Genomic DNA, 26,167 nt, shown 5'->3' with positions numbered 1-26,167 from the left:
GATTTTTATATAAGATTAATAGTGACATTTACCACACTCAAGTCCGCCGATGGCATCAACGGTAATTTTGCCGCCATCTTTAGGATACTGCTTCTTAAGCTTTTCGTGCAGTTTTGAGAAATACGCCTGGTTGTAGCCGTTGTTCATATCCACCTCTGTAGTTCGGTGGCATTCTATACACCAACCCATTGTAAAGTCGTTCGCCATCTGCACCACATTCATCGTGTCAATTTTTCCGTGGCAAGCTTTGCAGACAATATCTATCTGGTTATTAGGATTTTTCTTGTTAAACCCATCAATGATTGTCTTCTCTCCTGCCACCACATGCTGCGCGTGGTTGAAATATACGAAGTCCTGCATATTGTGGATTCTCACCCACTGCACCGGCTTGGCTTTACCTGTGTAAGACTGAGTTGCAGGGTCCCACCCGGCATGTTCGTAAATCTTTTGAATTTCCGCATCGTAGAAAGCCTTGTCCTTGCCGGGCTCCATATATTTACCGTTATATTCAGAAATATTTCTGTGGCAGTTCATACATACATTCAGGGAAGGAATCTCGGAAACCTTGCCATACTTCGCACCGGAGTGGCAAAGCTGGCAGTCTATTTTATTCTCACCAGCGTGAATCTTGTGCGAGAAATATATCGGCTGTTCAGGCTTATAGCCCTTATAAACACCTATCCACATAAGGGAATTCCAGATTCCGTAAAGCGCGAGCAGCGCAAGAAGACCAAGAAGCCCCTTAAAGACTGGGTTATACTTCTCATATATTTCCCCGAAATTCCTCACTCTGCCTTCCTGCAGCACATCCAGCGTCTCATCTCTCTGCAGCTTCACCAACTCTCGGAGCCTTATAAGCAGCCAGAGAAGAAGCCCGGCAATTACAAATAATGAAACCATTACGATGCGTGAGTTCACACTATTCTTCTGTGCATCCTCTATGGCTTTCAGGGAGTTTGCATCCTCTTTTTCCTCGCCTGCAGCAGCCTCTTCTTTAGCCGGCGGGTTGGCAGTATAAGCCAGGATGTCATCAATATCCTGCTCCGATAAATTCGGGAACTGCTGCATCTCGGATTTGTTATACTTCTCATAAACCTCATTGGCATATTTATCGCCGGATTCACGAAGCGCCTTATTATCCTTGATCCACTTATGCAGCCAGTCCCTGTCCACACCGGCTTCCGATTGCAGCCTCTCCTCCACCTTCTCCAAAGCAGGGCCTACCAGCTGCTTATCTAAAGCGTGGCAAGCCGTACAGTTTGTCTTAAAGAGCTGCTCACCCTTTTTTGGATCGCCTTCCTGGGCGTGCAGCGGTGCACCTGCCGAAAGCAGCATCCCGAGAGCTACGAGGGCACTTTTGTAATGCTTTCTCCAACTTATCATCTAGAATAGTCTTGTGTTAAAAATAAACGAGTACACATTCAATTCCGCAAAAGTAAGGTATTTATGATCTTTTAACAATGCAATCCCGACTGCAATTTATCAACTCATTATAATTTATACAAATTCTAAATAAGACACCGCTCCATAATTTCGAATTATATTATTTTTGCCCAAATTTTTACAATGAAGTTTATCTACCGATTCTGCATCCTCGCAGTTCTTTTTTCAGCAATCCCCTCCAGCGCGCAGCTCGTGGTTCAGAAAGACACCATCGCCGGCACCCCGCTTACTATCTTAATGGATGCCGAGGTGAGCAAAACCCTGGAAAGTATGGAAAACACTTGCGCTACTTCGAAATCAAGCTCCAGAAACACTGGGAGAAACGAGGCCTACGGAACCTACAGCCCGCCGGCGCCTGCGGTACGCCGAGTAGCAAACCGCGAGCTTACCAATGCGGAAATCTGCCAGCAGAACCCTCGTATCCTCGGTTATAAAATACAGGCAGCGGTGGTGAAAAGTAATGATGAGGCAAATAAAATAAAAGCAGATATACGGCGACAGTTCCCCAGCCTGAAAGTGGAAGTAGATGCCTCCCTGCGGCCAAATTACAAGATTCTCGTGGGCAGCTACTTTACAAAGCAGAGCGCCTCATCTGATCTCAGCAGAATACGCAAAGCCTATCCCGGCGCCATCGCCGTGCAGTACCGTATTTTCTGCGTGGAAGCGAAATGATGTAGGTCGGGATCGAGGCTGACGATCAGCTTGAGGTTAAGCCAGAACAGCAACTGATCCGCCATCATTCATCCACCATACCTCACCATCTCAGCTGCTGCAGGAAAGCGACGAGCACCCTGGCACACCCTCATATTTAGCCGGCCGTTTCTGATTGAACTCAGGGAAGATATTTTCATAAGGCCGCTGCAGCGCGCTGTAAAGTTTATCAAATGGTGCGCGCTCGCCATCGGTCAGTTTTTCAATCGCATCAAACAGGAGATAATTTCTGAGGATAAAGCGCGGATTTGCCGCCCGCATCTTGCGCAGAGAATCCTCTCTGGTGATTCTCGCAGAGCTCAGCCTCTTCTGGTAATCATTCATCACTCCCTGAAATTCTGCAAAATCCGTATCCGTAAGCTTTTTATAGGAAATCGCCTGAAGCTCCTCTCTGCCGAACGCCTCCGGCCGCTCCAGCTTCTGGAAAAAGAGCGTATAATCGAGCTCCAGCCGCTGCAATACGCCTTGCCACGCGTTGAACAGCTGCAGGTCGCTTTGCGTAAGCCTGTCCAACCCGAATTTTTTCACCATCATCAGGTCGTGTCTGTTCCAGAAGTATCCACCAAAATTATCCAAAATTTCCTGGAGAGCCTCCCCATCGTTAATAAGCGGGTGCAAGGCGTTGGCTAGCTGCCAGAGATTCCACTGTGCGATTTTCGGCTGCTCGCCGAAGGCATACCGCCTGCCGGGCAAATCCGTAGTGTTGGGCGTAAAAGCAAGGTCGAAAGCATCCAGCATCGAAAACGGGCCGTAATCTATCGTAAGCCCCAGTGCGGACATATTGTCCGTATTCATCACCCCATGCACAAAGCCCACCCGCATCCATTCCGCCATCAAGTTCGCCGTACGCTTGCAGACTGCAGAGAAGAAATCCAGATACTTCTGCGCACCGCCGGAAGAAATTTCAGGATAATGATTTTCTATGATGTAATCTGCCAGCTTTGCCGTAAGCCCCGCCTCCCCGCTGGCGAATAAAAATTCAAAGTGGCCGAAGCGGATAAAGCTCGGCGCCGTGCGCACCATCAGCGCCCCGGGCTCCTCCACAGGCTGCCCGGAGTACATAATGTCCCGCACCACATCCTCCCCTGTCAGGCTGATGCTCAGCGCCCTGGTAGTGGGCACATTCAGGTGGTGCATAGCCTCGCTCATCAGGTATTCCCGCACGGTGGAGCGCAGCACAGCCCTGCCGTCGGCGTGGCGGGAGTAGGGCGTGGCGCCGGCGCCCTTCCACTGCAGCTCCATTGCTTTTCCCTCATCATTCACAATTTCTCCGGCGAATATCGCCCTGCCGTCGCCCAGCTGCCCCGCCCAGTTGCCAAACTGATGGCCGGCATAAGCGGTGGCATAGGATTTTTTAGCGAATGCTGGGGAGAGATTGGCATTCAGAAAATCCTCATCCTGCTGATTTTCAAATGTTCCTAAACCAATTTCATTTGCCAGCTTTTCATTCAAATGAATCAGCCGTGCATCGGGAAAGCCTGCGGGCGATGCGAGAGAATAGAGCAATCCCGTGGTTTGCCGCGGCATCAGGCTGCCAGATTTGTCTCCGGGAAATTCTTGGGTAAAATTTTGTGAGATCTTTTCTAAATTCATTTTAAAAAAACCTTCCGCGGAGGAAGGTAGGTGTTTTTTAATTGTTAAAATCTATATCTGAGCCTTGGTTCAGCGTTTCGTTCAGGTTCTCCTCCCGTTTCGGTGCAGGCTTCGGCCTGGAAGATGAAGGTTTTTCCTCCTGCTGCCTCACAGGTTCAGGGTTTTTCAGCTGATCGAGCGTCTGTAGCTGGCCTTCGTCTCCGTAGCCGCCCCGCAGTCCTCGAAGAGCGTCACAATCACCCGTCCAGTCGGACGGTTTTATAAATTTATCATCTTTTTTTATTCCGAGGCTTTCATCCGCCCAGACTTTTTTCATATAAATAGCCCAGATCGGTAGGGACATTTTCGCACCCTGGCCTTCTCCGGTGCTGTAGAAGTGGGTGGCGCGGTCCTCCCAGCCTACCCACACGGCGGTGGCGAGATTCGGCACCATTCCCATAAACCACCCGTCGGAATTATTCTGCGTGGTACCGGTTTTCGCAGCGATCTCGATGTCTGCAGACACTCCTCTTCTCCTCAATTCTCCTGATGCCGTACCGTAGGCGGCTACACCTTTCATCAGATCTACCATCGTGTAGGCATACAGTTCATTCATCACTTCGCGCACCTCCGGCTGCACTTCTTTTATCACCCTCCCGTTGGCATCCTCCACCCGCCACAGCATCTGCGGTTTTGTATAGTTACCAAAATTGGCGAAGGTAGCGTAGGCGCCCACCATTTCGTAGATCGTGATGTCTGTGGAGCCGAGGGCTACCGGATACTGGTTGGGGATTTCTTCGGTAATGCCCAGGTCGCGGCAGAGTTCTGCTACTTTTTTCGGCGATGCCATTTCGATAAGGCGCACTGCAACAGGGTTTTTGGAATGAGCAAGGGCATCTCTCAGGGTAAGGCTGCCGCCGGAGCCTAGAACCCGCCAGTTTCCTTTCTGGTAAGTGGCATTGGAAACGGTGCTGCAGGGCGTCATCCCGAGGTTGATAATAGCAGTGGCATACACGAACGGCTTGAATGTGGAGCCCACCTGCCTTTTACCCTGTTTAATATGGTCGTACTGGAAGTGCTGCCAGTTGATACCGCCCACCCAGGTTTTTATTTCCCCTGTGCCCGGCACCATGGACATCAGCCCCGCCTGAGCTATCTGCTTGTGGTAGCGTATGGAATCCCACGGGCTCATTTCCACCTCTTCCTCTCCCTGCCAGGTGAAGCGCGTGGTTTTTACTGGCTGCTTAAATTCCAGGATTATGGAGTCTTCCGGCATTCCTTCAGCCTTCATCATTTTGTAACGGCCTGTCCTGCGCATCGCCTGGAGCATCAGCTCGTTAGCAGTTTTTTCGCTGATGCCGTAGAATGGCCTGTTCTTCCTGCCGCGCTGCTCCGCATCAAATCTGCGCTGAAGATCGGTAAGGTGCTCCTTAACAGCCTCCTCGCCGTAGCGCTGCATGCGGGAATCCAGCGTGGTGTAGATTTTTAAGCCGTCTTTATAAATATTCAGCAGTTTCCCGTTTTTGCGCTCATATTCCTTCAAATACTGGTTAATTTCCTGCCGAAGATAAAATTTATAATATGCGGAATACCCTTCCTCCACAGACTTCACCGGCTGATAGTCGGTTACTATTGGCGTTTCCACCGCCTTTTGGTAGGTCTGCTGGTCTATGTATCCGGTAGTGAGCATCTGGCTTAGCACCACATCGCGCCTGTCTTTGGCACGCTCCGGATAGCGCATCGGGTTGTTTTTGCGCGGGTTCTCCAGCATTGCTACGAAGGTTGCCGCCTCCGGCAGGGTGAGTTCGTTGGTATGTTTGTTAAAATAAATTCGGGAAGCCATCTCCACGCCTTTCGCATTGAAAAGGAAATCGAATTTATTAAAGTAGAGGGTGATGATTTCTTCCTTGGTATAGCGCTTCTCGAGGCTTACTGCTGCCGACCATTCCTTGAGTTTCTGCGTGGCGCGCTGCAGCGGATTCTGAGATGCCGTGCCCGTGAAGAGAAGCTTCGCCAGCTGCTGAGAAATCGTGGAGCCGCCGCCTCTTTTCCCCCGGAACCATACCGCGCGGCCTACGGATTTTATATCTATTCCGGAGTGCTCGCGGAAGCGCTCGTCCTCCTTAGCCTCCAGGGCGTACACGAGGTAAGGCGGCAAGTCTTTGTAAGTCACCGGGATGGTTTTTTCTTTTTCAAACTTCCCGAGCAGCACCCCATCTGCCGACCAGATCGTGGAAGCCACATAGATGTCTGGGTTTTCCAGCTCTTCGGTGTCTGGCATTTCGCCGAAAAAACCCTGAGACACACCAAAAAATAGGGCCGCTATCCCGAGCACCGTTGCCAGCAGACCGATCCAGATGAAGCTGACCCACCACCTCCATCCGGTGTTTTTTTTCTTTTTCCGCGGCAGCGGAAAGGTTGATTTCGGCGTGCCTTCCGGCTGATTTATTTTTGCCATAAATATGTTTCTACGGTTTTGTGTTTTCTATCATTACTCCAAAATCCTCTATGCCCGGCAGCGTATCCCTGCGCATTGCCTGCCTTACTTCCAGCCGGTAGCGGCCGCTTTCCGGGAATCTGTAGTTCGTTCTGTATTGGAAGAGCGTTTCCTTCACGGCGCCAAAGCCGCTTCCAACCCATTCCCCGTTGGGCTTTGCCAGGATAAAATTGAGCGTATCAGGCGTTGCCGCCTTCCCTCCTTCTTTCGTTAATACGCTGAAAACCCGCAGGTTGCTGTAGGGATAATCCTCATTATTCCGGACCACAAATATAATGTTTTTAGGCTGCTGCGCGTCCTTTATTTCAAAATTGAAAACCTGCGCGCTTTCTTTTTGCCAGGAGCCTTCTACACTGTTCATGTAGACATCGCCGCCCATACGGGAGCAAGCCGCAGGGATGGCTACCGCAGCGGCCACCAGCAGGGTGGGGAATATCTTACGCGCCTGCATCGCCATTTGGTTTTGGTTTTTTTGGTAAATTTTTCCTCCCCTTGTTCTGCGGGCGCCTTTCACCGCTCTCTCCATCTTTACGGATATTTTGCTGCGGTTTAGTAGCGGCGGGCTTTCGGTCTTTTTTAGAGCTGCGCTTCCCGCTTCGCTTTTTCTCAAACCTGTCCACACTATCCTCCTGGATGAGGTCGGCAGATTTTGGCGTAAGGCTTTGCGGCGAAGCGAGGTCTTCCAGCGGCGGGCTCTTTACCCCTTTTTTATTCTCAGCAAGCAGCGCTTTCACCTTTGGGGCATCCAGATCGTACCACGCGAAGGAATTATCCGCATAGGTAAACCACATTTTTCTTTTAAATACATCGATTTTAATGCAGTAGGCAAGGCCTTTCTCGGTATCCAGCTTAGCGTTGGAGGAGGGGAAATCCCGCAGGGCATCCAGGTAGGAATCCAGCTCATAGTTCAGGCAGCACTTCAGTTTGCCGCACTGCCCCGCAAGCTTTTGCGGGTTGATGCTCAGCTGCTGGTAGCGTGCCGCGTTAGTATTCACCGAGCGGAAGTCCGTAAGCCAGGAGGAGCAGCACAGCTCCCTGCCGCAGGAGCCTATTCCGCCTATCTTCGCCGCTTCCTGCCGGAAGCCGATCTGCTTCATATCTACCTTTATGCGGAATGCCAGCGCCAGCTCCTTGATTAGCTGGCGGAAATCCACGCGGCTGTCGGCAGTGTAGTAGAAGGTCGCCTTGGTGCCGTCACCCTGGAATTCTACATCTGTAATCTTCATATCCAGCCCGAGTGCTTCTGCGACTTTCTTCGCCTGCTGTTTTATATAATCCTCCTTAGCTCTCGCCTCATGCCAGATTTCCACATCCTTCTGGTTGGCAATTCTGTAGATTTTCAATGCCTGTACTTCCGGGAATTTCTTGCGTTTCATCTGCATTTTCACCAGCTCTCCGGTAAGGCTTACAGTGCCGATATCGTGTCCCGGGCTTGCCTCCACCGTAACGATGCTGCCCGGATGGAGCGGCAGGCGGTTCACATTTTTGAAAAAAGATTTCCGTTCGTTTTTAAAGCGTACCTCCACGAAGTCGTTCTCCGGGGTATTGCCAGGACTTTCTATGCCAGCAAGCCAGTCGAAAACGCTTAACTTATAGCTGTTCCCACAGGTATCTACGCTGGCGCAGCCGCCCGCGCTACTGCCGCAGGAATGCGCGGAATCGCCGGATGTCTTGCATCCACAACTCATACTTTCTGTTTAATAAAATTCCTGCAAAGTTATTAATTTAAGGATTAAGAATGAGTTTAAGGATGAGTTTTCAGTTTCAGGGTAAGGATAGCGGGAGCTTTGTCAAAATTCCAAATCTCTGGTAAAGGTTTTTTAAACCTGCTTTGGACGAAAACACAGACAAACCGTTAAACATTTACTAAACACATAAACAGCATATAGAGATTATATTCTAAATTCAAACCAATTTGAGGGAATATCTTAAACAAAAACTACAAAATGATTATTTTAAACATAAATATTTAATAAATTGTTTTTCATAATTAACTTACTTATTATCAGAAGGTTACATCCAAGTTTTACAATTAAACGAATATTTAAAATAAATTTCGTTTGTAAATTTTTTAAAAAATTAACATTTGTTTTAGAAAATATTTTATATTTGAAAAAAAATCAAGCGCATATGAAAAGAATATTATTTAGCATCGCTCTCCTTTCCGGCGTTTCTGCCTACGCGGGAGGCTTCCGCGTTTCGCTGCAGGGCGTGCGGCAGCTGGCGATGGCACACACCAGTGCACACACCGAGGATGCCAGCGTGGCATTCTTCCACCCGGCGGGTATTTCTTTTATCCCAGCAAAATTGAGCGTGGCTGCCGGAGGTATTGGGGTCAAAAATACCGTGACCTTCCAGAATCCGCAGACCTTAACCAAAACTGATACAGACAACCCCCTGGGTACGCCTGCGTATGCCGCACTCGCCTACAAGCTGAATGACAAGGTATCACTGGGCTTCAGCTTTACCACGCCTTACGGCAGCGTGGTGGAGTGGCCGGAGGACTGGGAAGGCAGGGAAATCGTGCAGCGTATGGAACTGAAGGCGCTTTACTTTCAGCCGATGCTCGCAGTGAAGCTCTCCCCGGAGGTCTCCGTAGGCGCAAGCTACATCTACTCCAAAGGCCTGGTGGACTGGACGCGCGCCGTGACGCTGCTGAACGGGAATATGAACATAAAGGACGAGAAGGCTAAAGGCCACGGCTACGGCATCAGTTTTTACTTTAAACCGAATGATAAATTTGAGGCGGGCGCCTCCTACCGCTCGCCAATTGACATGAAGGCGAAGGAGGGCGTAGTGGCCTTCAACATAAAGCCATCCGTCTATTCCGTGGTGGGGCTGGATCAGAACGGGCAGGATAGGTTCACCGCCACCCTGCCGCTCACGGAGGAGTACACCATTGGGCTTACCTACCGCATACTTCCGCAGTGGAAGGTTTCCGCAGACCTGAACTACCACGGCTGGCACCGATACAGCGCACTGACGCTCGACTTCGAGCAGGCGCCGCTGGGCAACCACCCGGAGGACCCGACGATCCTGACAGTACCGAAAAACTTCCACAACGCCCACACCCTGCGCATCGGTACGGAGTATCAGTTTAATGAGAAATTTGCCGGCAGGCTGGGCTATTATTTCGATGAGACGCCTTATGATGATGAATACTTCATCCCGGAAACTCCATCCTTCAACCTGCATGTGCTTACCGCCGGCTTCGGGATGAACTTTAACGGCTTCGGGCTGGATGCAGCCGTGGGCATGCCGCTGGGCGAACCGCGCACCGTGAACAACACTTATCAAAATTTCGTAGGAGAGGCAAAAATGAAAGCTATTTATTTCGGCCTCGGGCTCCGCTATAACCTGTAAAATAACTGTCTGATGAAAAAAATAACGATATGGGCAGCGGCCGTGGCACTGGCTGCCACCGCGATGAGCTGCAAGAACGATTTCGATAATGATGTGGAGGACATCCTCATCACAGCAGGAGATGCTAATTTCAGCAAATATGTAGCACTGGGCAACTCGCTGACCTCCGGCTACAGGGACAATGCGCTCTACGCCACCGCGCAGCAGGAAAGCTATCCCAACCTGATGGCTATGCAGATGAAAGCCGCAGGCGGCGGAGAATTTAAACTGCCGCTGATGCCTAATGAAACGGGCGGCTTCGCCAATCTGGGCATTGCCGGAAAACTAATGCTCCAGTCGGCAAACGGGGCGCTCGCGCCGGTGCCTACCAAGGCGGGTGGCGATCTGGATAATGTGGCTTCTGGAGGACCTTACCAAAATATGGGCGTTCCGGGCGCGAAATCTTACCACCTGATTGCCCCGGGATACGGAAGCGCCGCCGGGCTGGCGAGCGGTACCGCAAACCCTTACTTCGTACGCTTCGCCACCTCGCCAAACGCTAGCGTGCTGCAGGATGCCATAGCTCAGAAGCCGACCTTCTTCTCCCTCTGGATCGGCAATAACGATGTGCTTTCCTACGCCAGCAATGGGGGTACCAACCCCGTAAGCGTGAACGGGCAAACCTACCACGCACCGGCTACCGTACAGACAGGCACCGATCCGAAACTTTACAAAGCCAACGACATCTCCTCCCCGGAGCTGGTGGCGGGTTCTATTAAGATAATTATAGAAGGAATGAAATCTGCCGGAGCGGAGAAAGGCGTAATTGCCAATATCCCGTCCATCACCTCCACGCCGTTCTTCACCAGAGTGCCTTATAACGCAGTCAACCTCAGCGAAGCTCAGGCTACCCAGATGAATAGTGCCCTGCTGAAGAACCTGAAAGCCGCGCTCACAGCGTTTGGGCAGGGCGACAGAGTAAACCTCGCAGCAGCCGGAGCCAACCCAGTTCTGATTGTGGATAACGCTCTGGCGGACCTCTCTGCGCAGCTTACCGCGGCATTTACGCAGGCTGGCGTACCGGCAGCTCAGGCGGCGATGCTCGGCAAGGTTTTCGGGCAAGCAAGGCACGCGAAGAGCGGGGAGCTACTCACTCTTACCTCGTCCTCCGTATTGGGGAAGGATGCTATGACCAATGCGGCGCCTACGGCAGGCACCCAATTTATCGTAGGGGTGACCTTCCCGCTGGGGGACAACTTCTCCCTAACGGCGAAAGAGATTGAAAATGTAAACAAAGCGACCGCCGCATACAACGCTGCGATCAGCAGCCTCGCAAATCAGTACGGGCTGGCTCTTGTTGACATAAATTCTCTGATGAACAGGCTGAACAGCCAGTCCGGCATTGTGTGGAACGGCGTGCGCTACAACGCGGGCTTCGTGACGGGAGGCACCTTCTCTCTGGATGGTATACACCTCACAGGCAAGGGCTACGCTATGGTGGCCAATGAATTCCTGAAGGCTATCAACCAGAAATACCGTTCCAACCTTCCCCTTGTGGATGCAAACCTGTATTCCGGCGTGGAATTTCCTTAATCTATTCAGCTTATGATCAATACCGGCCCGCCTATGCGGGTCGTTTTTTTGCTATTAATTCTCTCTGGGGCACTTTCCGAGGATTAAATTTTGGTTAAATTTGCATCAACATCCTTAGACTATGGCACAATCCTCCTACCTTTTCAGCACGCGCACCAGCTACGACTTGGCACAGAAAATTGCCGAGCACTACGGCCAGGAGCTGGGTAAAATTAATTTTCAGCAGTTCAGCGACGGCGAATTTGAGCCGGTTCTCGATCAGTCGGTTCGTGGCGGCAGGGTGTTCCTCATCGGCTCCACATTTCCACCGGCAGACAACCTGCTGGAACTTTTGCTGATGATAGATGCCGCCAAAAGGGCATCGGCAAAAAACATTACCGTGGTAATCCCGTACTACGGCCTTGCAAGGCAGGACAGGAAGGATAAACCCAGGGCACCGATAGGCGCAAAACTGGTGGCCAACCTGCTGAGCGCAGCGGGTGCTACAAGGATAATGACGATGGATTTGCACGCCGACCAGATTCAGGGCTTCTTCGAAATTCCGGTGGATCATCTGTACGCCTCCACGATTTTTGTGGATTACATTACATCCTTGAACCTTGATAATCTGACGATTGCATCTCCTGATATGGGCGGTGCGAAGCGCGCGAAAAACTATGCAGGGTACCTGGGCGCAGAAGTGGTGATAGCCTACAAAGAGCGCAAGAAAGCCAATGTGGTAGAAGAGATGTTCCTGATAGGCGATGTGCAGGATAGGAATGTAATCCTGATAGATGATATGATAGATACAGCGGGAACGCTTTGCAAGGCGGCGAGCATCCTGATGGAAAAGGGCGCAAAATCCGTAAGGGCGATGGCTACGCACGGTGTGCTTTCCGGAAAGGCTTACGAGAACATAGAAAACTCCAAGCTTTCGGAAGTGATTGTGACGGATACCATCCCGATTAAAACGGAGCTTTCATCGAAGATAAAGGTGCTTTCGTGCGCGCCGCTTTTTGCAGAGGTAATGCATATGGTGCACGAGCATAAATCCATCAGTGATAAGTTTGTGATTTAGTTTTTCTATTGCTAATCTATCCCGGAAAACAATTCGCTCACGCTTAGAGAAAGCTGCGGGAAAATTCGGGATTGTAAGATTTCGCCTTCTGTAGCAGGTTTCAGCCCGATGAAGATTTCACCCTGAAGCACAAACTGCTGCACATTTTTTTCGCCGGGGTGCACAATCCAGTACTCTTTTACGCCGTTTTCTTCGTAAATCCGGTACTTGTTGTCATATTCCTTCTTTGAATTTCCGGGCGAAAGAATTTCCACCACCAAATCTGGCGCGCCGAGACAACCGCGCTCATCCAGCTTTTCCAGATCACAGATTACGCAGAGGTCCGGCTGAACAACGGTGCGGATTTTCCCATCTACATCGGGAAAACGAACATCGAAAGGTGCAACATAGATTTCGCAAGTATGCGAGCGGAAAGCCTGCAGGAAAACATCGGTAATCTTCAATGAAATCCTTTGATGTAACCGCAAAGATGCAGGGCTCATCTTGAAGATTTTCCCTTTAAAAAGTTCTACCCTTTCCTGAAATTTCCAAAGCAGATAATCGGCGTATGTATAGGATTTCGATAAATCCAAATCGCTGAAATTGGTAACTTCCATATCCGCAGTTTGATACAAAGTTAAAGATTTTCAGCAATTTCCTTCACCATCTCGAAAAAAGTCCTTACATTTGCGGTCTCAAAATTTTTATAAATGAAATCTGTTACAATTCAAGGAACAAAAAGAGAAAGCGTGGGCAAGAAATCCACAAAGGCTTTGCGCGATGCTGAGTTAGTCCCTTGTGTTGTCTACGGCGGTGAACAGCCAGTGAACTTTTCCGCAAACGAAAAGGCTTTCAAGAACCTGGTTTACACTCCGGATGCACACACGGTAGAGCTCAAAATCGGTGATGAAACCATTGCTGCCGTGCTGCAGGACATCCAGTTTCACCCGATTACAGACAAAATTCTTCACGCCGATTTCTATCAGCTGGCTGATGACAAGCCGGTGATTATGGAGGTGCCGGTGCGCATCACAGGCCGTGCGAAAGGCGTGGTAGCAGGTGGCGTTCTTCGCCAGTCTTTCAGAAAGCTGAAGCTGAAGGCCATCCCTGCTAATCTTCCGGATGAAATCGTGGTGGATGTAACGCCGCTGAGAATCGGGAACAAGCTTTATGTGGGCGATATCAAGAGCGAAAATTACACATTTATGCACCCTGATAATGCTGTGGTGGTAGCTGTGAAGATGAGTAGAACGGCCATGAAAGGCGGTGCAGGAATGGAAGACGATGAAGAAGAAACTGCAGTGCCAGCTACAGAATCTCCGGATGCTGAAGCGCCTGCAGCTACTGAATAAATTTCTTTGGTGATAAATTAGCCTGCCATTAGGCAGGTTTTTTTGTGCCCGGACTTTATAGTTAATTCGTAACTTTGCAATCTGAAAACATTCTAATTAAAAATGATCAAGGTAAGCGATGAGGCGAAAGCTACGGCGGCAAGGCTGATGCAGGAAGACGGCTTCAAACCTGAGAAGGATTTCATCCGTGTAGGCGTGAAAAGCGGCGGCTGTTCCGGCCTGGAATATGTGCTGAAGTTCGATAATGCGAAGGCCGATACCGATCAGGTTTTTGAAGACAATGGCATTAAAATCCTTGTCGATAAAAAATCGATTCTGTATCTGGCGGGAACTACGCTGGAATATTCCGGCGGGCTGAACGGCAAAGGCTTCGTGTTCAACAACCCGAACGCTGCAAGAACCTGTGGATGTGGGGAGAGTTTTTCGCTTTAAAAATTAAGGGATTAGGGGATTTGGAGATTAAGAAATTAGCAGAAACATTATGACGGTTTCTTTTGAACAATTCCCTGTGTATGTGAAAACTGTTGACTTTACAGTTGATATTTTCCAGCTGCTTGATGCTGAGAGCTTTAATAAAGAATTTGCACTGGCAGACCAGCTGAAAAGAGCGACAATTTCAATCTCTAATAATATTGCGGAAGGCTCGGAATATAATAATAACCGGCAATTCATCCGCTTTTTATGGATGGCGAAAGGCAGCAGCGCGGAAGTGCGGAGTATGCTGTACCTTTTGCTGATGCTTGGAAAAATAGATGAGAAGGATTTCAAGAACTTATCAGAAAGGTGCTTGGAAATCGGGAAGGAACTGTATCACTTTATAAAATATTTAGAAAGAAATTCGGCGGGAAGCAAGTGAACGAATTAATTTCTTAATCACCCAATTTCTGAATTTCTTAATTGAAATTATGGCCAAATACACTGAAGACGATTTACGGGAAGACCTGAAAACCAAGGAGTACGAAGCGGGGTTTTATACCGATATTGAGTACGAGGAGTTTCCTGCAGGGCTGAATGAGGATATCATCCGGGCGATTTCCGCGAAGAAAGAGGAACCGGACTGGATGACGGAATGGCGCCTGGAAGCCTTCCGAAACTGGCAGCAAATGGAGGAACCGGACTGGGCGAATGTAACCTACGAAAAACCTGATTTCCAGGCAATAAAATACTACGCCGCGCCAAAGAAAAAACCAGAACTGGAAAGCCTGGACGAAGTGGACCCGGAACTTCTGAAAACTTTCGAAAAGCTGGGCATCAACATCGAGGAGCAGAAAAGGCTTGCTGGCGTTGCTGTGGACATCGTGATGGATTCGGTTTCCGTGAAGACGACTTTTCAGGAAACGCTGGAGGAGAAGGGCATCATCTTCTGCTCGATTTCCGAGGCAATTAAAAACCATCCTGACTTGGTTCGGCAGTACATCGGGAAAGCGGTTCCGCGAACTGATAATTTCTACGCCGCACTGAATTCCGCCGTGTTTTCGGATGGCTCTTTTGCCTACATCCCGAAAGGTGTAAAATGCCCGATGGAGCTTTCCACATATTTCAGGATAAATCAGGCGGGAACAGGGCAGTTCGAGCGCACGCTGGTAATAGCCGATGAGGGCAGCTATGTATCGTACCTGGAAGGCTGCACAGCGCCTGCACGAGACGAGAACCAACTGCACGCTGCAGTGGTGGAGCTGATTGCGCTGGATGATGCGGAAATCAAATATTCCACCGTGCAGAACTGGTTTCCTGGCGATGAAAACGGAAACGGCGGCGTTTATAATTTCGTGACAAAGCGCGGGCTTTGCTACAGAAATTCGAAGATTTCGTGGACACAGGTGGAGACCGGCTCTGCCGTTACCTGGAAATATCCGTCCTGTGTTTTGCTGGGGGATAATTCTGTGGGAGAATTTTATTCGATCGCAGTGACGAACCATAAACAGCAGGCAGACACCGGAACGAAGATGATACACATCGGGAAAAACACGAAATCTACAATTATCTCCAAAGGAATTTCCGCAGGGAAATCGCAAAACTCTTACCGTGGCTTGGTGAAGGTTTTACCAACGGCAAAGGGCGCACGGAATTTTTCGCAGTGCGATTCGCTTTTGATGGGCAATGAATGCGGTGCGCACACCTTCCCTTATGTGGAAATTAAAGATCCCACGGCACAGCTGGAGCACGAAGCCACGACTTCCAAAATCGGCGAAGACCAAATCTTCTACTGCAATCAGAGAGGGATTGACACGGAAAAAGCTATTGCGCTGATTGTCAATGGATTCAGCAAGGAAGTCCTGAACAAGCTGCCGATGGAATTTGCGATAGAAGCACAGAAATTATTGGAAATTTCTCTGGAAGGAAGTGTGGGGTAATTAGGAAGCGGATAAGGCAATTAATACGGCTATTATGGTTTCCGAAGACTTGGAAATTATTCCGTTTGATGCGTAAATTACAATTGAAAACAATTAGGATACAGTCACAAATTGAGTATCGAAAAATTTGAGACTTTCAAAAATAAAATAGGTAAAATGCTACAAATCAATAACTTACACGCAAAAATTGAGGAAGGCAGGGAAATTTTGAAAGGCATCAGCCTGCAGATTAATCCTGGTGAGGTTCACGCAATTATGGGCCCGAACGGTTCCGGAAAATCCACGCTGTCATCGGTGATTGCAGGGAAAGAAGACTACGAAATTACTGACGGGGAAATCTTTTTCGAAGGTGAGGATATTTCGGAAGATGCGCCAGAAGAGCGCGCCCACAAAGGGATTTTTATGTCCTTCCAATACCCGGTGGAAATTCCGGGTGTTTCGGTGACGAACTTCATCAAGGCCGCTCTCAACGAAAACAGAAAAGCCAGAGGCCTGGAAGAAATGCCGGCAAAGGAAATGCTGGCGCTGATTCGTGAAAAGGCCGATAAACTGGGCATCCGTCCGGATTTTCTATCCCGTTCGCTGAACGAAGGATTTTCCGGCGGAGAAAAAAAACGCAACGAAATTTTCCAAATGCTGATGCTGGATCCGAAACTTGCCATCCTGGATGAAACGGATTCTGGACTGGATATTGATGCGCTGAGAATTGTGGCGGAAGGCGTGAATTCCTTTAAGAATTCTGGGAACGCCGTGCTCTTAATCACCCATTACCAAAGGCTTCTGGACTATATTCAGCCTGATTTTGTCCATGTGCTTGCCAACGGGAAAATCATCAAAACCGGCGACAAATCTTTAGCCCTTGAGCTCGAAGAAAAAGGCTACGATTGGCTGGTGAATTAGTTTGAAATTTTGAAGTTTTTAGAATGGCACTTTATAATCAAATCCTGAATAAGCACGAAGAATTTTTAGGCAGCCTGCACCACCGTTTTTTGGATGATTTCCGGAAGGATACGCTGCAGAAATTTGCGGCAAAAGGCTTCCCCACGAAAAAGGACGAGGAATACAAATACACTTCGCTTGAAGAAATTACCGAGAAAGATTACAACTTCTTTCCCGCTGAAAATCACAGCGTTACGAAAGCGCAGCTTGATGAGCTTCAGGTGGGCGAAGAGAATTTTGACCGCATCGTTTTCATCAATGGCGTTCTGCACAAGGAATTTTCGAAAATTTCCTTTGCCAATGCAGAGCTGCTTTCGATGCGCTACGCATTGAATGACGACAACCACCGCCAAGCTTTCGAGCAGTATTTCAACAAGTTAGCCGACGAAAACAATGCCCTGGCGAATCTGAATGCGGCCTATTGCAGAAACGGCTTCTTCCTGCACATTCCGAAAAATGTGGTGGTAGAAAGGCCGATACATATCTTCTATATTTCTGATAATCAGACAACTAACTCATTTTATAACTTGCGGAATCTGCTGATTGCAGAAGAGGGTGCAAAAGTGGAAATCATCGAAAGCCATCATAATTTTGATGAAAGTTTTGTGTTCACCAATACCGTTACCGAAATTTTCGTCGGGCAAAATGCAAAGGCCGATTGGCACAAACTTCAGAACGATTCGCAGAAAACCTACCTGATTGACAACACTTACGCAAGCCAGAAACGCGATTCGCTGGCCACGGTGAATACTTTTTCTTTCGGCGGAAAGCTGGTGCGAAACAATCTGGATTTCATTCACGAAGGCGAAAACATCAATTCCTTTATGAACGGCATCACGATCATCGGCGATGAACAGCTGGTGGATCATCATACCGCGGTGCACCACAACGAGCCGAATTGCGAATCTTACCAAAATTACAAAGGCATTTTCAAGGATAAAGCGCACGGCGTTTTCAACGGGAAGGTTTTCGTAGATAAAATTGCGCAAAAAACCAATGCCTATCAGCAAAACAACAATGTGCTGCTGAGCGAGGGCGCTACGATAGATTCCAAACCGCAGCTGGAAATTTTCGCCGATGATGTGAAATGCTCGCACGGCTGCACCGTTGGTCAGCTGGATGAAGATGCGCTTTTTTACCTTCGTGCAAGAGGAATTTCCAAAAAAGAAGCGCAGGCACTTCTGCTCTATGCCTTTGCCAATGATGCTATGCAAAATATTGATATTGAGGCACTTAGGCTGAAATTATCAAAACTTCTTGCTGAAAAACTCGAAGTGGAAATGGAATTTTAAGCGCGCAAAATGCTGCAGAATATTCCCATAGAAAAGGTGCTTTTTCTCGACATTGAAACGGTACCGAACGCTTCAGCCTGGGAAGATTTGCCGGAATCTGAACAGAAACTTTGGGACAAAAAAACTTTCGCGCAGCGCAGGAACGAAATTTCCGCGGAAGATTTCTATCACGAAAGAGCCGGCGTAATGGCGGAGTTTGGCAAAATCATCTGCATTTCTGTGGGAATGATGGAGCGCGAAAAACTGAAAATCCGCAGCTTTTTCGGTGATGATGAGAAGAAAATCCTCACGGATTTTGGTAAAATCTTCAACAGCCCAAGATTAAGCGGCGTAATCCTCTGCGCACACAACGGCAGGGAATTCGATTTCCCGTGGATTGCGCGGCGATGTATGATTAACGGCTTTATGCCGCCGCTTCCGTTTCAGACTTTCGGGAAAAAACCGTGGGATATTCCGCACCTGGATACGATGGAGCTCTGGAAGTTTGGCGATTATAAAACCTTCGTCTCGCTGGAACTTCTGGCGCACATCTTCAAAGTTCCCACGCCGAAAGACGACATCGACGGCTCGATGGTTGCCCAAGTTTACCACCGGGAAAAAGATTTGCAGCGCATCGTAGATTATTGTGAAAAAGATGTATTAACTTTAGCCAATGTTTTCCGGAAAATGCGCCAGGAAGACTTGCTTGAACGACTAACTGACTGATACTATGGCATTTACAGATGAACAGATTGCAGAAATTGGCGAAAATATCATCCGTGTCCTGAAAACCGTTTACGATCCGGAAATCCCGGTGGATATCTACGAACTTGGGCTGGTGTACGATGTGCAGATTTCCGACGAAGGCGATGTAAAGGTGGTGATGACGCTTACCACGCCGAATTGCCCTGTGGCAGAAACGCTGCCGCAGGAAGTGAAAGACAAGGTGGCCATCGTGAAAGATGTGCGCAGCGTGGATCTAGAACTAACCTTCGAACCGGCGTGGCACAAGGATATGATGAGCGAGGAAGCGAAATTTGAGCTGGGGATGCTTTAGCTCCCGAAAACCACGCCCTGCCTTTCCAGATCAGCATTGGTTTCTTCGATGAAATTCAGGATTTCATCCGTGCCAATTTTCTTCTCAGCGGAAGTGCAAAAGATGGGCGGAAGCTCTTCCCAAAATTCCAAAAGCCTCGCCTTGTAATTCTCGATGTTTGCAGTGATGGCCGCAGGTTTTAGCTTGTCCGTTTTCGTGAAAACGATGCTAAACGGAATTGTGCTTTCGCCGCACCACTCCATAAATTCCAGATCGATGGTTTGCGGTTCGTGCCGGGAATCTACCAGCACGAAAAGGTTCACGAGATTTTTCCGGTTCAGGATGTAATTGGTGATGAGTTTCTCAAAATCCTTCCGCTGCACCTTGGAAACCTTAGCATAGCCATAGCCCGGCAAATCCGTAAGGTACCAATCTTCATTGATGATGAAATGGTTGATGAGCTGCGTTTTTCCGGGCGTCTGTGAAGTTTTCGCCAAATCTTTCCTGCCTACCATTGCATTGATGAGCGAAGATTTCCCAACATTCGAGCGGCCGATGAAGGCATACTCTGGCAATTCAGGCGGCGGGCAACTCTGCCACTTCTCGGAACTTTTTACAAACTCAGCGGTTTGGATGAGCATCGTTTTGTTTTTTGCAGTAGCTTTTTAACTTTGAATTTATAAGTTTTAATTCAACATATAACTATTTATTTTTCAGCCAGTTATAAAGAATCTCGTTAAATTCATCCGGCTTTTCCATCATTGCTGCGTGGCCACATTTATCCATCCAAAACAGGTCAGAATTCGGTATCAGGCGGTGCATTTCTTCCGCTACATCAGGCGGCGTCACATTATCCTGCTTGCCCCAAATAATGCAGGTGGGCGTTTCAATTTTGTGCAGGTCCTTCGCCATATTATGCTTGATGGCGCTTCGTGCAAGCATCACGGTTTTGATGCCTTTGCCACGGTCGTTCACGATGGCAAAAACCTCATCCACCAAATCTTCCGTGGCAACGCTGGGATCGTAGAACACCTCTTCCGTTTTCCGGCGGATGTAAGAGCGGTCGCTTTTTCTCGGGAAGCTGTCGCCGAAAGAACGCTCGTAAAGCCCGGAACTTCCCGTCAGCACAAGGTTTTTCACCAAATGCGGTCGATTGACGGTTAAAATCAAGGCGATGTGCCCGCCCATTGAATTTCCGACGATGGTAGCAGGCTCACCCACTTTTTCTTCGATGAATTTGGCGACGAATTTCGCAAGTGCCGAAAGATTGGTGTTCAGCACCGGTAAATCATAAATTGGAAGTTCCGGGAAAAACACCTTGAAACCGCGGGACGAGAAGTACCCAATAAGCGAAGTGAAATTGCTGAGACCGCCCATCAAGCCTTGCAGCAAGATGATTGGGTGGCCCTCACCTTCTTCGATGTAAGAGAATTTTTTATCCTTTTTAAAATTGAAAGTCATAATGCGATGAGCAAGCAACAAATTTACAACTTTCACGAAAAAATATAAAGGAAAAGTTTTTATTAAAAATCATTCAAGATAAGGGTGTGAAATTTAAACGAGAAACATTAACAGTTCTTTAACATTTTAGCAATCAATTGATTAGCGGTTTTAAAAAACTTATCCACAATAAGTCAAAAAGTGGGAAAAAGTGGGAATTTTTGGAAATTTATGTATAAATTTGTCCCCAAATGAATTTCTTTTTTGAAACATACGAGTGCAAAATCGATGATAAAGGCAGGCTGAAGCTTCCTTCATCGCTGGTGAAGCATTTGCAAAGCATTGATAATCAAGAGCTTATCATAAAGCGTGCGGTGTTTCAAAAATGCCTGGAAGTGTACCCCGCAAAACCGTGGGAAAAGCTGATGCAGAAAATCAACGGGCTGAACAGGTTCGTGAAGAAAAACGCCGACTTCATCCGGATGTTTACCGCCGGCGTAAAATCGGCAGAGGTGGATAAGGCCGAAAGAATCCTGATACCGAAGGATTTGAAAACTTTCGCTGGCCTGGAGAAAGACATCGTGATTTCCGGTGTTGGTGAGTTCTTTGAAATTTGGGATAAGGCGGCTTATGAGGAAAACATCGCGACGAACGAAGCGGATTTTGCGCAGCTTTCCGAGGAGGTGATGGGTGAAATTAATTTTGACGAATTAGCGTAAGTCATTCATAATCAATGTATCACAAGCCTGTACTGCTGAAACGAAGCGTGGATGATTTGGTGACAAATCCTGATGGAATTTATGTGGACTGCACTTTTGGTGGCGGCGGACATTCCCGCGAAATTCTTTCGCGGCTTTCGGAAAACGGGCGGCTTTTCGCCTTCGATCAGGATCTGGATGCGCTGGAAAATAAGATTGACGATGCGAGGTTTACGCTCATCAACCAAAACTTCCGCTTCCTGGAAAATTCCTTGCTGATGTATGGAATCAGCGGTGTGGACGGCGTTCTGGCAGATTTGGGCGTTTCTTCCCATCAGTTTGACGAGGCGGCAAGAGGCTTTTCCACAAGAAGCGATGCACCGCTGGATATGCGGATGAATGTGCGGCAAAACCTGGATGCAAGGCGCATCATCAACGAATATGAGGAGGAGCAGCTGGCAGATTTGTTCTACCATTACGGCGAACTTCGTGAGGCGAGAAAACTGGCGCGCGAAATCGTGAGCTACCGGAAGGAAAAGCCGATAAATACAACGGCTGAGCTGAAATCAGTTTTTGCGTACATCCCGGCAAACCGGCAGAACAAGTTTTTTGCGCAGGTTTTCCAGGCGATAAGAATCGAGGTGAACGAGGAGCTGGAAGCGCTGAAGGAAATGCTGGTGCAGGCCCTGAAAGTTTTGAAGCCGGGCGGAAGACTCTCGGTAATCTCTTACCATTCTCTGGAAGACCGGCTGGTAAAGCGTTTCCTGAAGAACGGGATGTTCAGCGGTGAGCCAGAAAGAGATGTGTTCGGCAATTATTCCAAAAAATTTGAACTGCTGCAAAGCAAGGCGGTAATTCCCGACGAAGCGGAAATCGCGGAAAACAGCAGGGCAAGAAGCGCGAAACTGAGAACAGGGATTAAGATGTAACAAACAAGGAAAAAGGAAAAATTTAGAATTTAAAGTTTAATGGGAGTATCAATTATTAATCATCAACCATAAAATCTTGGCGAAGAGAAGGCAGACATATAAGAAGAAGCAGCTGACCTTTATGGACATCGTGAAAGGGAATTTCCTGAACCGCGATGAAATAAAGGCACACTCCAAATACCTCGCTCTGCTTTTCATCCTGATGATGCTGATGATCTACAGCAACCACCTGGTCAGCCAAAAAATCCGCCTGGTGAACCAGCTGAAAGAGCAGACGGAGGAATACAAATCGCGAAATGCCTACGCGCAAAGCAGGCTGATAAAGGTGAAAATGGAATCTCAGCTGGGCAGGGAAGTGATAGGCGATTCCCTGATGACGCTGGAAAGCCACCCTCACAAACTTTTGATAAAACTGGACAGCACGGATGCAAAAGCAAAATGAATACGACATCAAGCGGAAGCGCACATTGCGGTGGGGCTACCTCTTCGCCGCCACGGCTTTCGTGGTGTTCTGCGTGTTCATCACCCGCATCATCGTGCTGCAAAACACTGATGTAGAAGAGATTCGGGACAACTATATAAACAAAAACTACCGCGAAGCTACGCTGCAGGCTGCCCGTGGAAACCTATACGCATCGGACGGTTCCATCCTGGCAACCACGGTGATGCGCTACGATATTTACATCGATTTCAAAACGATTCGGGATACGGTTTACGCCAACAATGTTAACGCTTTGACGGATTCTCTCGGGAAAATGTTCGGGAAGCCGAAGAGCTATTTCCGCCAAAAATTTGACGCGGAGAAAAAGAAGAACAACCAATACTACACCTTGGTTCGTGGCCTGGATTTCGACGAGTACGATAGAATCCGCAAGTTTCCGCTTTTTAACAAAGGCAAAAACCGCGGCGGCTTCATCGTGGATAGGAATTACAAACGGGAACTTGCCACTTCAGAAATTGGCGCAGGAACGATAGGCATGGATGATGAGCGCGGGCAATCTGGCCTGGAAGCGGCATTCAGCAAATACCTGAAAGGTTCGGACGGTACAAGGCTGGAGCAGCGCGTGAATTCATCGCAATGGAAACCCATCGATTTCTGGAAGGTGAAAGAGCCAGTGGATGGGATGGATGTTTATATCACCCTGGATTTGCGAATACAAGACATAGCGCACTCTGCCCTGAAAAGGCAGCTCGTGGAATACGACGCACAGCACGGAACGGTAATCGTGATGGAGACCAAGACCGGAAAAGTGCGGGCAATGGTAAACCTTCAGCGGAAGGAGCCGGGCGTTTACGAAGATGCCTACAATTACGCGATAAAGGACAATATTGAACCAGGCTCTACCTTTAAAGCGGTTTCCCTTCTGGCAGCGATGGACGATGGCTTCATAGACGAAAGCACCACGGTAAGTGTGGGCGGCGGAAGCTGGACCTATGCTGGACAGAAAATTTCCGACGGGCACGGTGGCGGAACTTACGAAATTTCCGATGTGCTGGCGAAATCTTCCAATGTGGGCACGGCAAAGCTCATCACCAAGCACTACGCCTCAAATCCGCAGGTTTTCCTGAACCACCTGAAACGCTGGAAGCTGATGGATAAAATGGACATAGAGCTGCCAGGCATTACCACGCCAAGAATAGTAACGCCGGAAAACAAACGCTGGAACGCCGCCACATTGGCTTCCATTTCCTACGGCTACTCCACGAATATCAACCTGCTTCAGCTCACCACATTCTACAACGGCATCGCCAACAAAGGCGTGATGGTAAAGCCCCTGTTCATCGACAAAATAATGAAGGATGGCAAGGTAAACTACGATGCGAAACCACAGGTGATGGTAAGCAAAATGGCATCGAAGGAAGCGATAGAAATGATGACCAGCGCTCTTACAAAAGCCGTGGAAAAAGGCACCGCAAGAAGCATCTACACACCAAATTTAAAAATGGCTGGAAAAACCGGCACCGCAAGATTTGAGTACTGGAAGCCAGGCCCGATGAAGTACCGCGCAAGTTTCGCCGGCTTCTACCCGTCGGACGACCCGAAGTACACCTGCTATGTGATGATAAGCGAGCCTGCACCCGGAAAATCGTATTACGGCGGCACAGTGGCTGCGCCGGTTTTCAAGGAAATTGCGGGAAAAACCTTCCTGAAAACACCGCAAAACATCGAGAAGGAAATGCTGGTGGAAAAGAAGGTGGACCTGAGCAAAATGACCGAGCCTAATGTGAAAATAGCGGTGACGAACAATAAGATGCCCAATGTAACCGGGCTGATTGGCAAGAATGTGATACCACAGCTGGAGAACCTGGGCTACAGGGTGGATTATAAAGGCGTAGGGAAAATCACCGAGCAATTTCCGCTGGAAGGCACGGTCATCAGCAAGAACCAGAAAATTTATCTAAGCCTGCAGAACTGATGAAGCTGAGCGAAATATTGAACAATGTAAAGACATTAGAAATTTTCGGCGATGAAAACCGGGAAGTTTCCAAGATTGTTTTTGACAGCCGGCAAGCTGCCGAAGGCTCGCTATATGTGGCGATGAAGGGCACAGTTTCCGATGGGCATCAGTTCATTAATTCTGCAATTGAGAATGGTGCGAAAGCCATTGTGTGTGAGGATTTGCCGGAAAGGAAAGCGGAAGGCATCACCTTTATCAAGGTGGAAAATTCTGCGAAGGCCCTCGCAAAAATGGCGGCGAACTTCTACGGCAATCCTTCCGAGAACTTAGTATTGGTGGGCATTACCGGAACTAATGGCAAAACTTCTACCACCACGCTTCTTTTTGAAACCTTCAAAAACCTGGGCTTTAAATCTGCGCTTATTTCCACTGTGGAAGTTCGGATTGGCGATGAAGCCTTCCCTTCCACACATACCACGCCAGATGTTCTCACCCTGAACCAAATCCTGAGGAAGGCGGTGGATGCAGGCTGTGAGTATGCCTTTATGGAAGTCTCTTCGCACGGCATCCATCAGAACAGAACGGATGGCCTGAAGTTTAAGGTGGCGGGCTTTACGAACATCACGCACGATCATCTGGATTATCACAAAACTTTTGACGAATATATAAAGGTAAAGAAGCGATTTTTCGACGAGCTTCCGGCTGATGCGGTGGCGATAACCAACCTGGACGACAGAAACGGAACGGTAATGCTGCAGAATACTAGTGCGAAAAAATCCGGCTACGCGCTGAAAACGCTGGCAGATTATCACGGGAAAATTTCCGAGGCGGATTTCAACGGGATGCTGCTGAATTTCAACGGCAAGGAATTCTGGACGGCGCTTACCGGGAAGTTCAACGCTTACAACCTTTTACTTGTATATGCAGTAGCCTGCGAGCTGGGCTTTAATGCTGATGAAATACTGCAGGCGATTTCGAAACTGCCACGCGTAAAAGGGCGCTTCGAGACGCTAAAATCCGAGAGCGGCATCTTCTTCATCGTGGATTATGCACACACACCCGATGCGCTCGAGAATATTCTGGACAGTATTAACCAAATCAGAACAAATAATGAAAGGCTCATCACAGTATTCGGTTGCGGCGGCGATCGTGACAGCGCGAAACGACCGCAAATGGGAAAAATTGCCACTCGAAAATCAACGCTTGCAATCATTACTTCCGATAATCCGCGCAAGGAAGATCCAAAGCAAATCATCGAGGACATAGCGGCAGGCATCGAGCCACAGCACTTCGCGAAATTCACCGTGATACCGGATAGGATGGAAGCGATAAAGGCGGCGATAAAATTTGCCGAGCCGAAGGACATAGTGCTGGTTGCCGGCAAAGGTCACGAGAATTACCAAGAAATCAACGGTGTGAAACACCATTTTGATGACAAGGAAGTGATAGAAGATTTGCTGAAGAAGATGAGTAAATAATTTTGAAAAATTGAGCAATTTGGAAATCTGGAAATGAACCACGCCAAACAACTTTAAACTTTGAACCTTTGACCTTG

At 48.5% G+C, this 26,167-nt stretch carries 25 protein-coding genes; 17 read left to right on the top strand and 8 right to left on the bottom strand.

What is annotated here, in order from left to right; all coding sequences use genetic code 11:
- Window positions 1-15 precede the first annotated feature (15 nt).
- On the bottom strand, window positions 16-1,383 hold the full coding sequence (locus tag IMZ16_RS06775; protein WP_193439408.1) for a c-type cytochrome: 1,368 nt from the start codon (window positions 1,381-1,383) through the stop codon (window positions 16-18).
- Window positions 1,384-1,566: 183 nt separating this feature from the next.
- Between IMZ16_RS06775 and IMZ16_RS06770 the strand changes: the two genes are divergently transcribed.
- Window positions 1,567-2,115, top strand: coding sequence for an SPOR domain-containing protein (locus tag IMZ16_RS06770; protein WP_073179927.1), 549 nt, complete (start codon window positions 1,567-1,569; stop codon window positions 2,113-2,115).
- Window positions 2,116-2,205: 90 nt separating this feature from the next.
- Here IMZ16_RS06770 and IMZ16_RS06765 read toward each other — a convergent pair whose 3' ends face one another.
- From IMZ16_RS06765 to IMZ16_RS06750, 4 genes are read right to left on the bottom strand one after another with little or no spacing between them, the layout of a single operon-like run.
- Window positions 2,206-3,747 carry a protein adenylyltransferase SelO gene (locus IMZ16_RS06765; RefSeq protein WP_193439407.1) on the bottom strand — a complete coding sequence of 514 codons (1,542 nt, stop codon included), beginning with the start codon at window positions 3,745-3,747 and terminating at the stop codon, window positions 2,206-2,208.
- A gap of 37 nt (window positions 3,748-3,784) precedes the next feature.
- Window positions 3,785-6,184, bottom strand: a complete 2,400-nt coding sequence (locus IMZ16_RS06760; RefSeq protein ID WP_193439406.1) for a transglycosylase domain-containing protein — start codon at window positions 6,182-6,184, stop codon at window positions 3,785-3,787.
- Between the two features lie 10 nt (window positions 6,185-6,194).
- On the bottom strand, window positions 6,195-6,674 hold the full coding sequence (locus tag IMZ16_RS06755) for a gliding motility lipoprotein GldH (RefSeq protein ID WP_193439405.1): 480 nt from the start codon (window positions 6,672-6,674) through the stop codon (window positions 6,195-6,197).
- On the bottom strand, window positions 6,661-7,911 hold the full coding sequence (locus IMZ16_RS06750; RefSeq protein ID WP_193439404.1) for a PSP1 domain-containing protein: 1,251 nt from the start codon (window positions 7,909-7,911) through the stop codon (window positions 6,661-6,663). The genes IMZ16_RS06755 and IMZ16_RS06750 overlap by 14 nt, the downstream gene beginning before the upstream one ends.
- A 442-nt stretch (window positions 7,912-8,353) precedes the next feature.
- On the opposite strand from IMZ16_RS06750, the gene IMZ16_RS06745 reads away from it, so the two are divergent.
- From IMZ16_RS06745 to IMZ16_RS06735, 3 genes are all read left to right on the top strand, one after another.
- Window positions 8,354-9,586, top strand: coding sequence for an OmpP1/FadL family transporter (locus tag IMZ16_RS06745; RefSeq protein WP_193439403.1), 1,233 nt, complete (start codon window positions 8,354-8,356; stop codon window positions 9,584-9,586).
- A gap of 12 nt (window positions 9,587-9,598) precedes the next feature.
- Window positions 9,599-11,158, top strand: a complete 1,560-nt coding sequence (locus IMZ16_RS06740; protein WP_193439402.1) for an SGNH/GDSL hydrolase family protein — start codon at window positions 9,599-9,601, stop codon at window positions 11,156-11,158.
- 121 nt (window positions 11,159-11,279) lie between these two features.
- Window positions 11,280-12,215, top strand: a complete 936-nt coding sequence (locus IMZ16_RS06735; protein ID WP_193439401.1) for a ribose-phosphate pyrophosphokinase — start codon at window positions 11,280-11,282, stop codon at window positions 12,213-12,215.
- 11 nt (window positions 12,216-12,226) lie between these two features.
- Here the strand turns inward: IMZ16_RS06735 and IMZ16_RS06730 are convergent, their stop codons facing one another.
- Window positions 12,227-12,811 (bottom strand): Uma2 family endonuclease, encoded by a 585-nt coding sequence (locus IMZ16_RS06730; protein ID WP_193439400.1) that lies wholly within the window; start codon window positions 12,809-12,811, stop codon window positions 12,227-12,229.
- A gap of 93 nt (window positions 12,812-12,904) precedes the next feature.
- Here IMZ16_RS06730 and IMZ16_RS06725 point away from each other — a divergent pair, with 93 nt between their 5' ends.
- The 8 genes from IMZ16_RS06725 (at window position 12,905) to IMZ16_RS06690 (ending at window position 19,167) form a co-directional block, all read left to right on the top strand.
- Window positions 12,905-13,546: a 50S ribosomal protein L25/general stress protein Ctc gene (locus IMZ16_RS06725; RefSeq protein WP_193439399.1), complete on the top strand. Its 642-nt coding sequence runs from the start codon at window positions 12,905-12,907 to the stop codon at window positions 13,544-13,546.
- Between the two features lie 102 nt (window positions 13,547-13,648).
- A complete protein-coding gene (locus IMZ16_RS06720) occupies window positions 13,649-13,978 on the top strand; it encodes a HesB/IscA family protein (RefSeq protein ID WP_193439398.1) in 330 nt (109 codons plus the stop codon).
- 49 nt (window positions 13,979-14,027) lie between these two features.
- A complete protein-coding gene (locus IMZ16_RS06715) occupies window positions 14,028-14,402 on the top strand; it encodes a four helix bundle protein (protein WP_193439397.1) in 375 nt (124 codons plus the stop codon).
- 49 nt (window positions 14,403-14,451) lie between these two features.
- Window positions 14,452-15,900 carry a Fe-S cluster assembly protein SufB gene (sufB, locus tag IMZ16_RS06710; protein ID WP_193439396.1) on the top strand — a complete coding sequence of 483 codons (1,449 nt, stop codon included), beginning with the start codon at window positions 14,452-14,454 and terminating at the stop codon, window positions 15,898-15,900.
- Window positions 15,901-16,056: 156 nt separating this feature from the next.
- Window positions 16,057-16,800: a Fe-S cluster assembly ATPase SufC gene (sufC, locus tag IMZ16_RS06705; protein WP_193439395.1), complete on the top strand. Its 744-nt coding sequence runs from the start codon at window positions 16,057-16,059 to the stop codon at window positions 16,798-16,800.
- Window positions 16,801-16,823: 23 nt separating this feature from the next.
- Complete coding sequence (sufD, locus tag IMZ16_RS06700; RefSeq protein WP_193439394.1) at window positions 16,824-18,131, top strand: Fe-S cluster assembly protein SufD; 1,308 nt, start codon at window positions 16,824-16,826, stop codon at window positions 18,129-18,131.
- 9 nt (window positions 18,132-18,140) lie between these two features.
- Window positions 18,141-18,836, top strand: a complete 696-nt coding sequence (locus tag IMZ16_RS06695; protein WP_193439393.1) for a 3'-5' exonuclease — start codon at window positions 18,141-18,143, stop codon at window positions 18,834-18,836.
- 4 nt (window positions 18,837-18,840) lie between these two features.
- On the top strand, window positions 18,841-19,167 hold the full coding sequence (locus IMZ16_RS06690) for an iron-sulfur cluster assembly protein (protein WP_193439392.1): 327 nt from the start codon (window positions 18,841-18,843) through the stop codon (window positions 19,165-19,167).
- On the opposite strand, the gene yihA is transcribed toward IMZ16_RS06690, so the two are convergent.
- Window positions 19,164-19,787 carry a ribosome biogenesis GTP-binding protein YihA/YsxC gene (gene yihA / locus IMZ16_RS06685; protein WP_193439391.1) on the bottom strand — a complete coding sequence of 208 codons (624 nt, stop codon included), beginning with the start codon at window positions 19,785-19,787 and terminating at the stop codon, window positions 19,164-19,166. The two genes, IMZ16_RS06690 and yihA, sit on opposite strands and share 4 nt — an antisense overlap.
- Before the next feature lie 61 nt (window positions 19,788-19,848).
- Window positions 19,849-20,607, bottom strand: coding sequence for an alpha/beta fold hydrolase (locus IMZ16_RS06680; protein WP_193439390.1), 759 nt, complete (start codon window positions 20,605-20,607; stop codon window positions 19,849-19,851).
- Between the two features lie 230 nt (window positions 20,608-20,837).
- Between IMZ16_RS06680 and mraZ the strand changes: the two genes are divergently transcribed.
- From mraZ to IMZ16_RS06655, 5 genes are all read left to right on the top strand, one after another.
- On the top strand, window positions 20,838-21,305 hold the full coding sequence (gene mraZ / locus IMZ16_RS06675; RefSeq protein WP_193439389.1) for a division/cell wall cluster transcriptional repressor MraZ: 468 nt from the start codon (window positions 20,838-20,840) through the stop codon (window positions 21,303-21,305).
- Between the two features lie 14 nt (window positions 21,306-21,319).
- Entirely contained in the window at window positions 21,320-22,213 is an 894-nt protein-coding gene (gene rsmH / locus IMZ16_RS06670; RefSeq protein WP_193439388.1) for a 16S rRNA (cytosine(1402)-N(4))-methyltransferase RsmH, read from the top strand.
- 76 nt (window positions 22,214-22,289) lie between these two features.
- Entirely contained in the window at window positions 22,290-22,655 is a 366-nt protein-coding gene (locus tag IMZ16_RS06665; protein WP_073179958.1) for an FtsL-like putative cell division protein, read from the top strand.
- Window positions 22,639-24,630 (top strand): penicillin-binding transpeptidase domain-containing protein, encoded by a 1,992-nt coding sequence (locus IMZ16_RS06660; RefSeq protein ID WP_193439387.1) that lies wholly within the window; start codon window positions 22,639-22,641, stop codon window positions 24,628-24,630. The genes IMZ16_RS06665 and IMZ16_RS06660 overlap by 17 nt, the downstream gene beginning before the upstream one ends.
- On the top strand, window positions 24,630-26,090 hold the full coding sequence (locus tag IMZ16_RS06655) for a UDP-N-acetylmuramoyl-L-alanyl-D-glutamate--2,6-diaminopimelate ligase (protein WP_193439386.1): 1,461 nt from the start codon (window positions 24,630-24,632) through the stop codon (window positions 26,088-26,090). The genes IMZ16_RS06660 and IMZ16_RS06655 overlap by 1 nt, the downstream gene beginning before the upstream one ends.
- The last annotated feature ends 77 nt before the right edge of the window (window positions 26,091-26,167 follow it).

Source organism: Cruoricaptor ignavus (assembly GCF_014961145.1).
Lineage (GTDB): Bacteria > Bacteroidota > Bacteroidia > Flavobacteriales > Weeksellaceae > Cruoricaptor > Cruoricaptor ignavus.
This window is presented reverse-complemented; position numbering and strand designations above follow the sequence as displayed.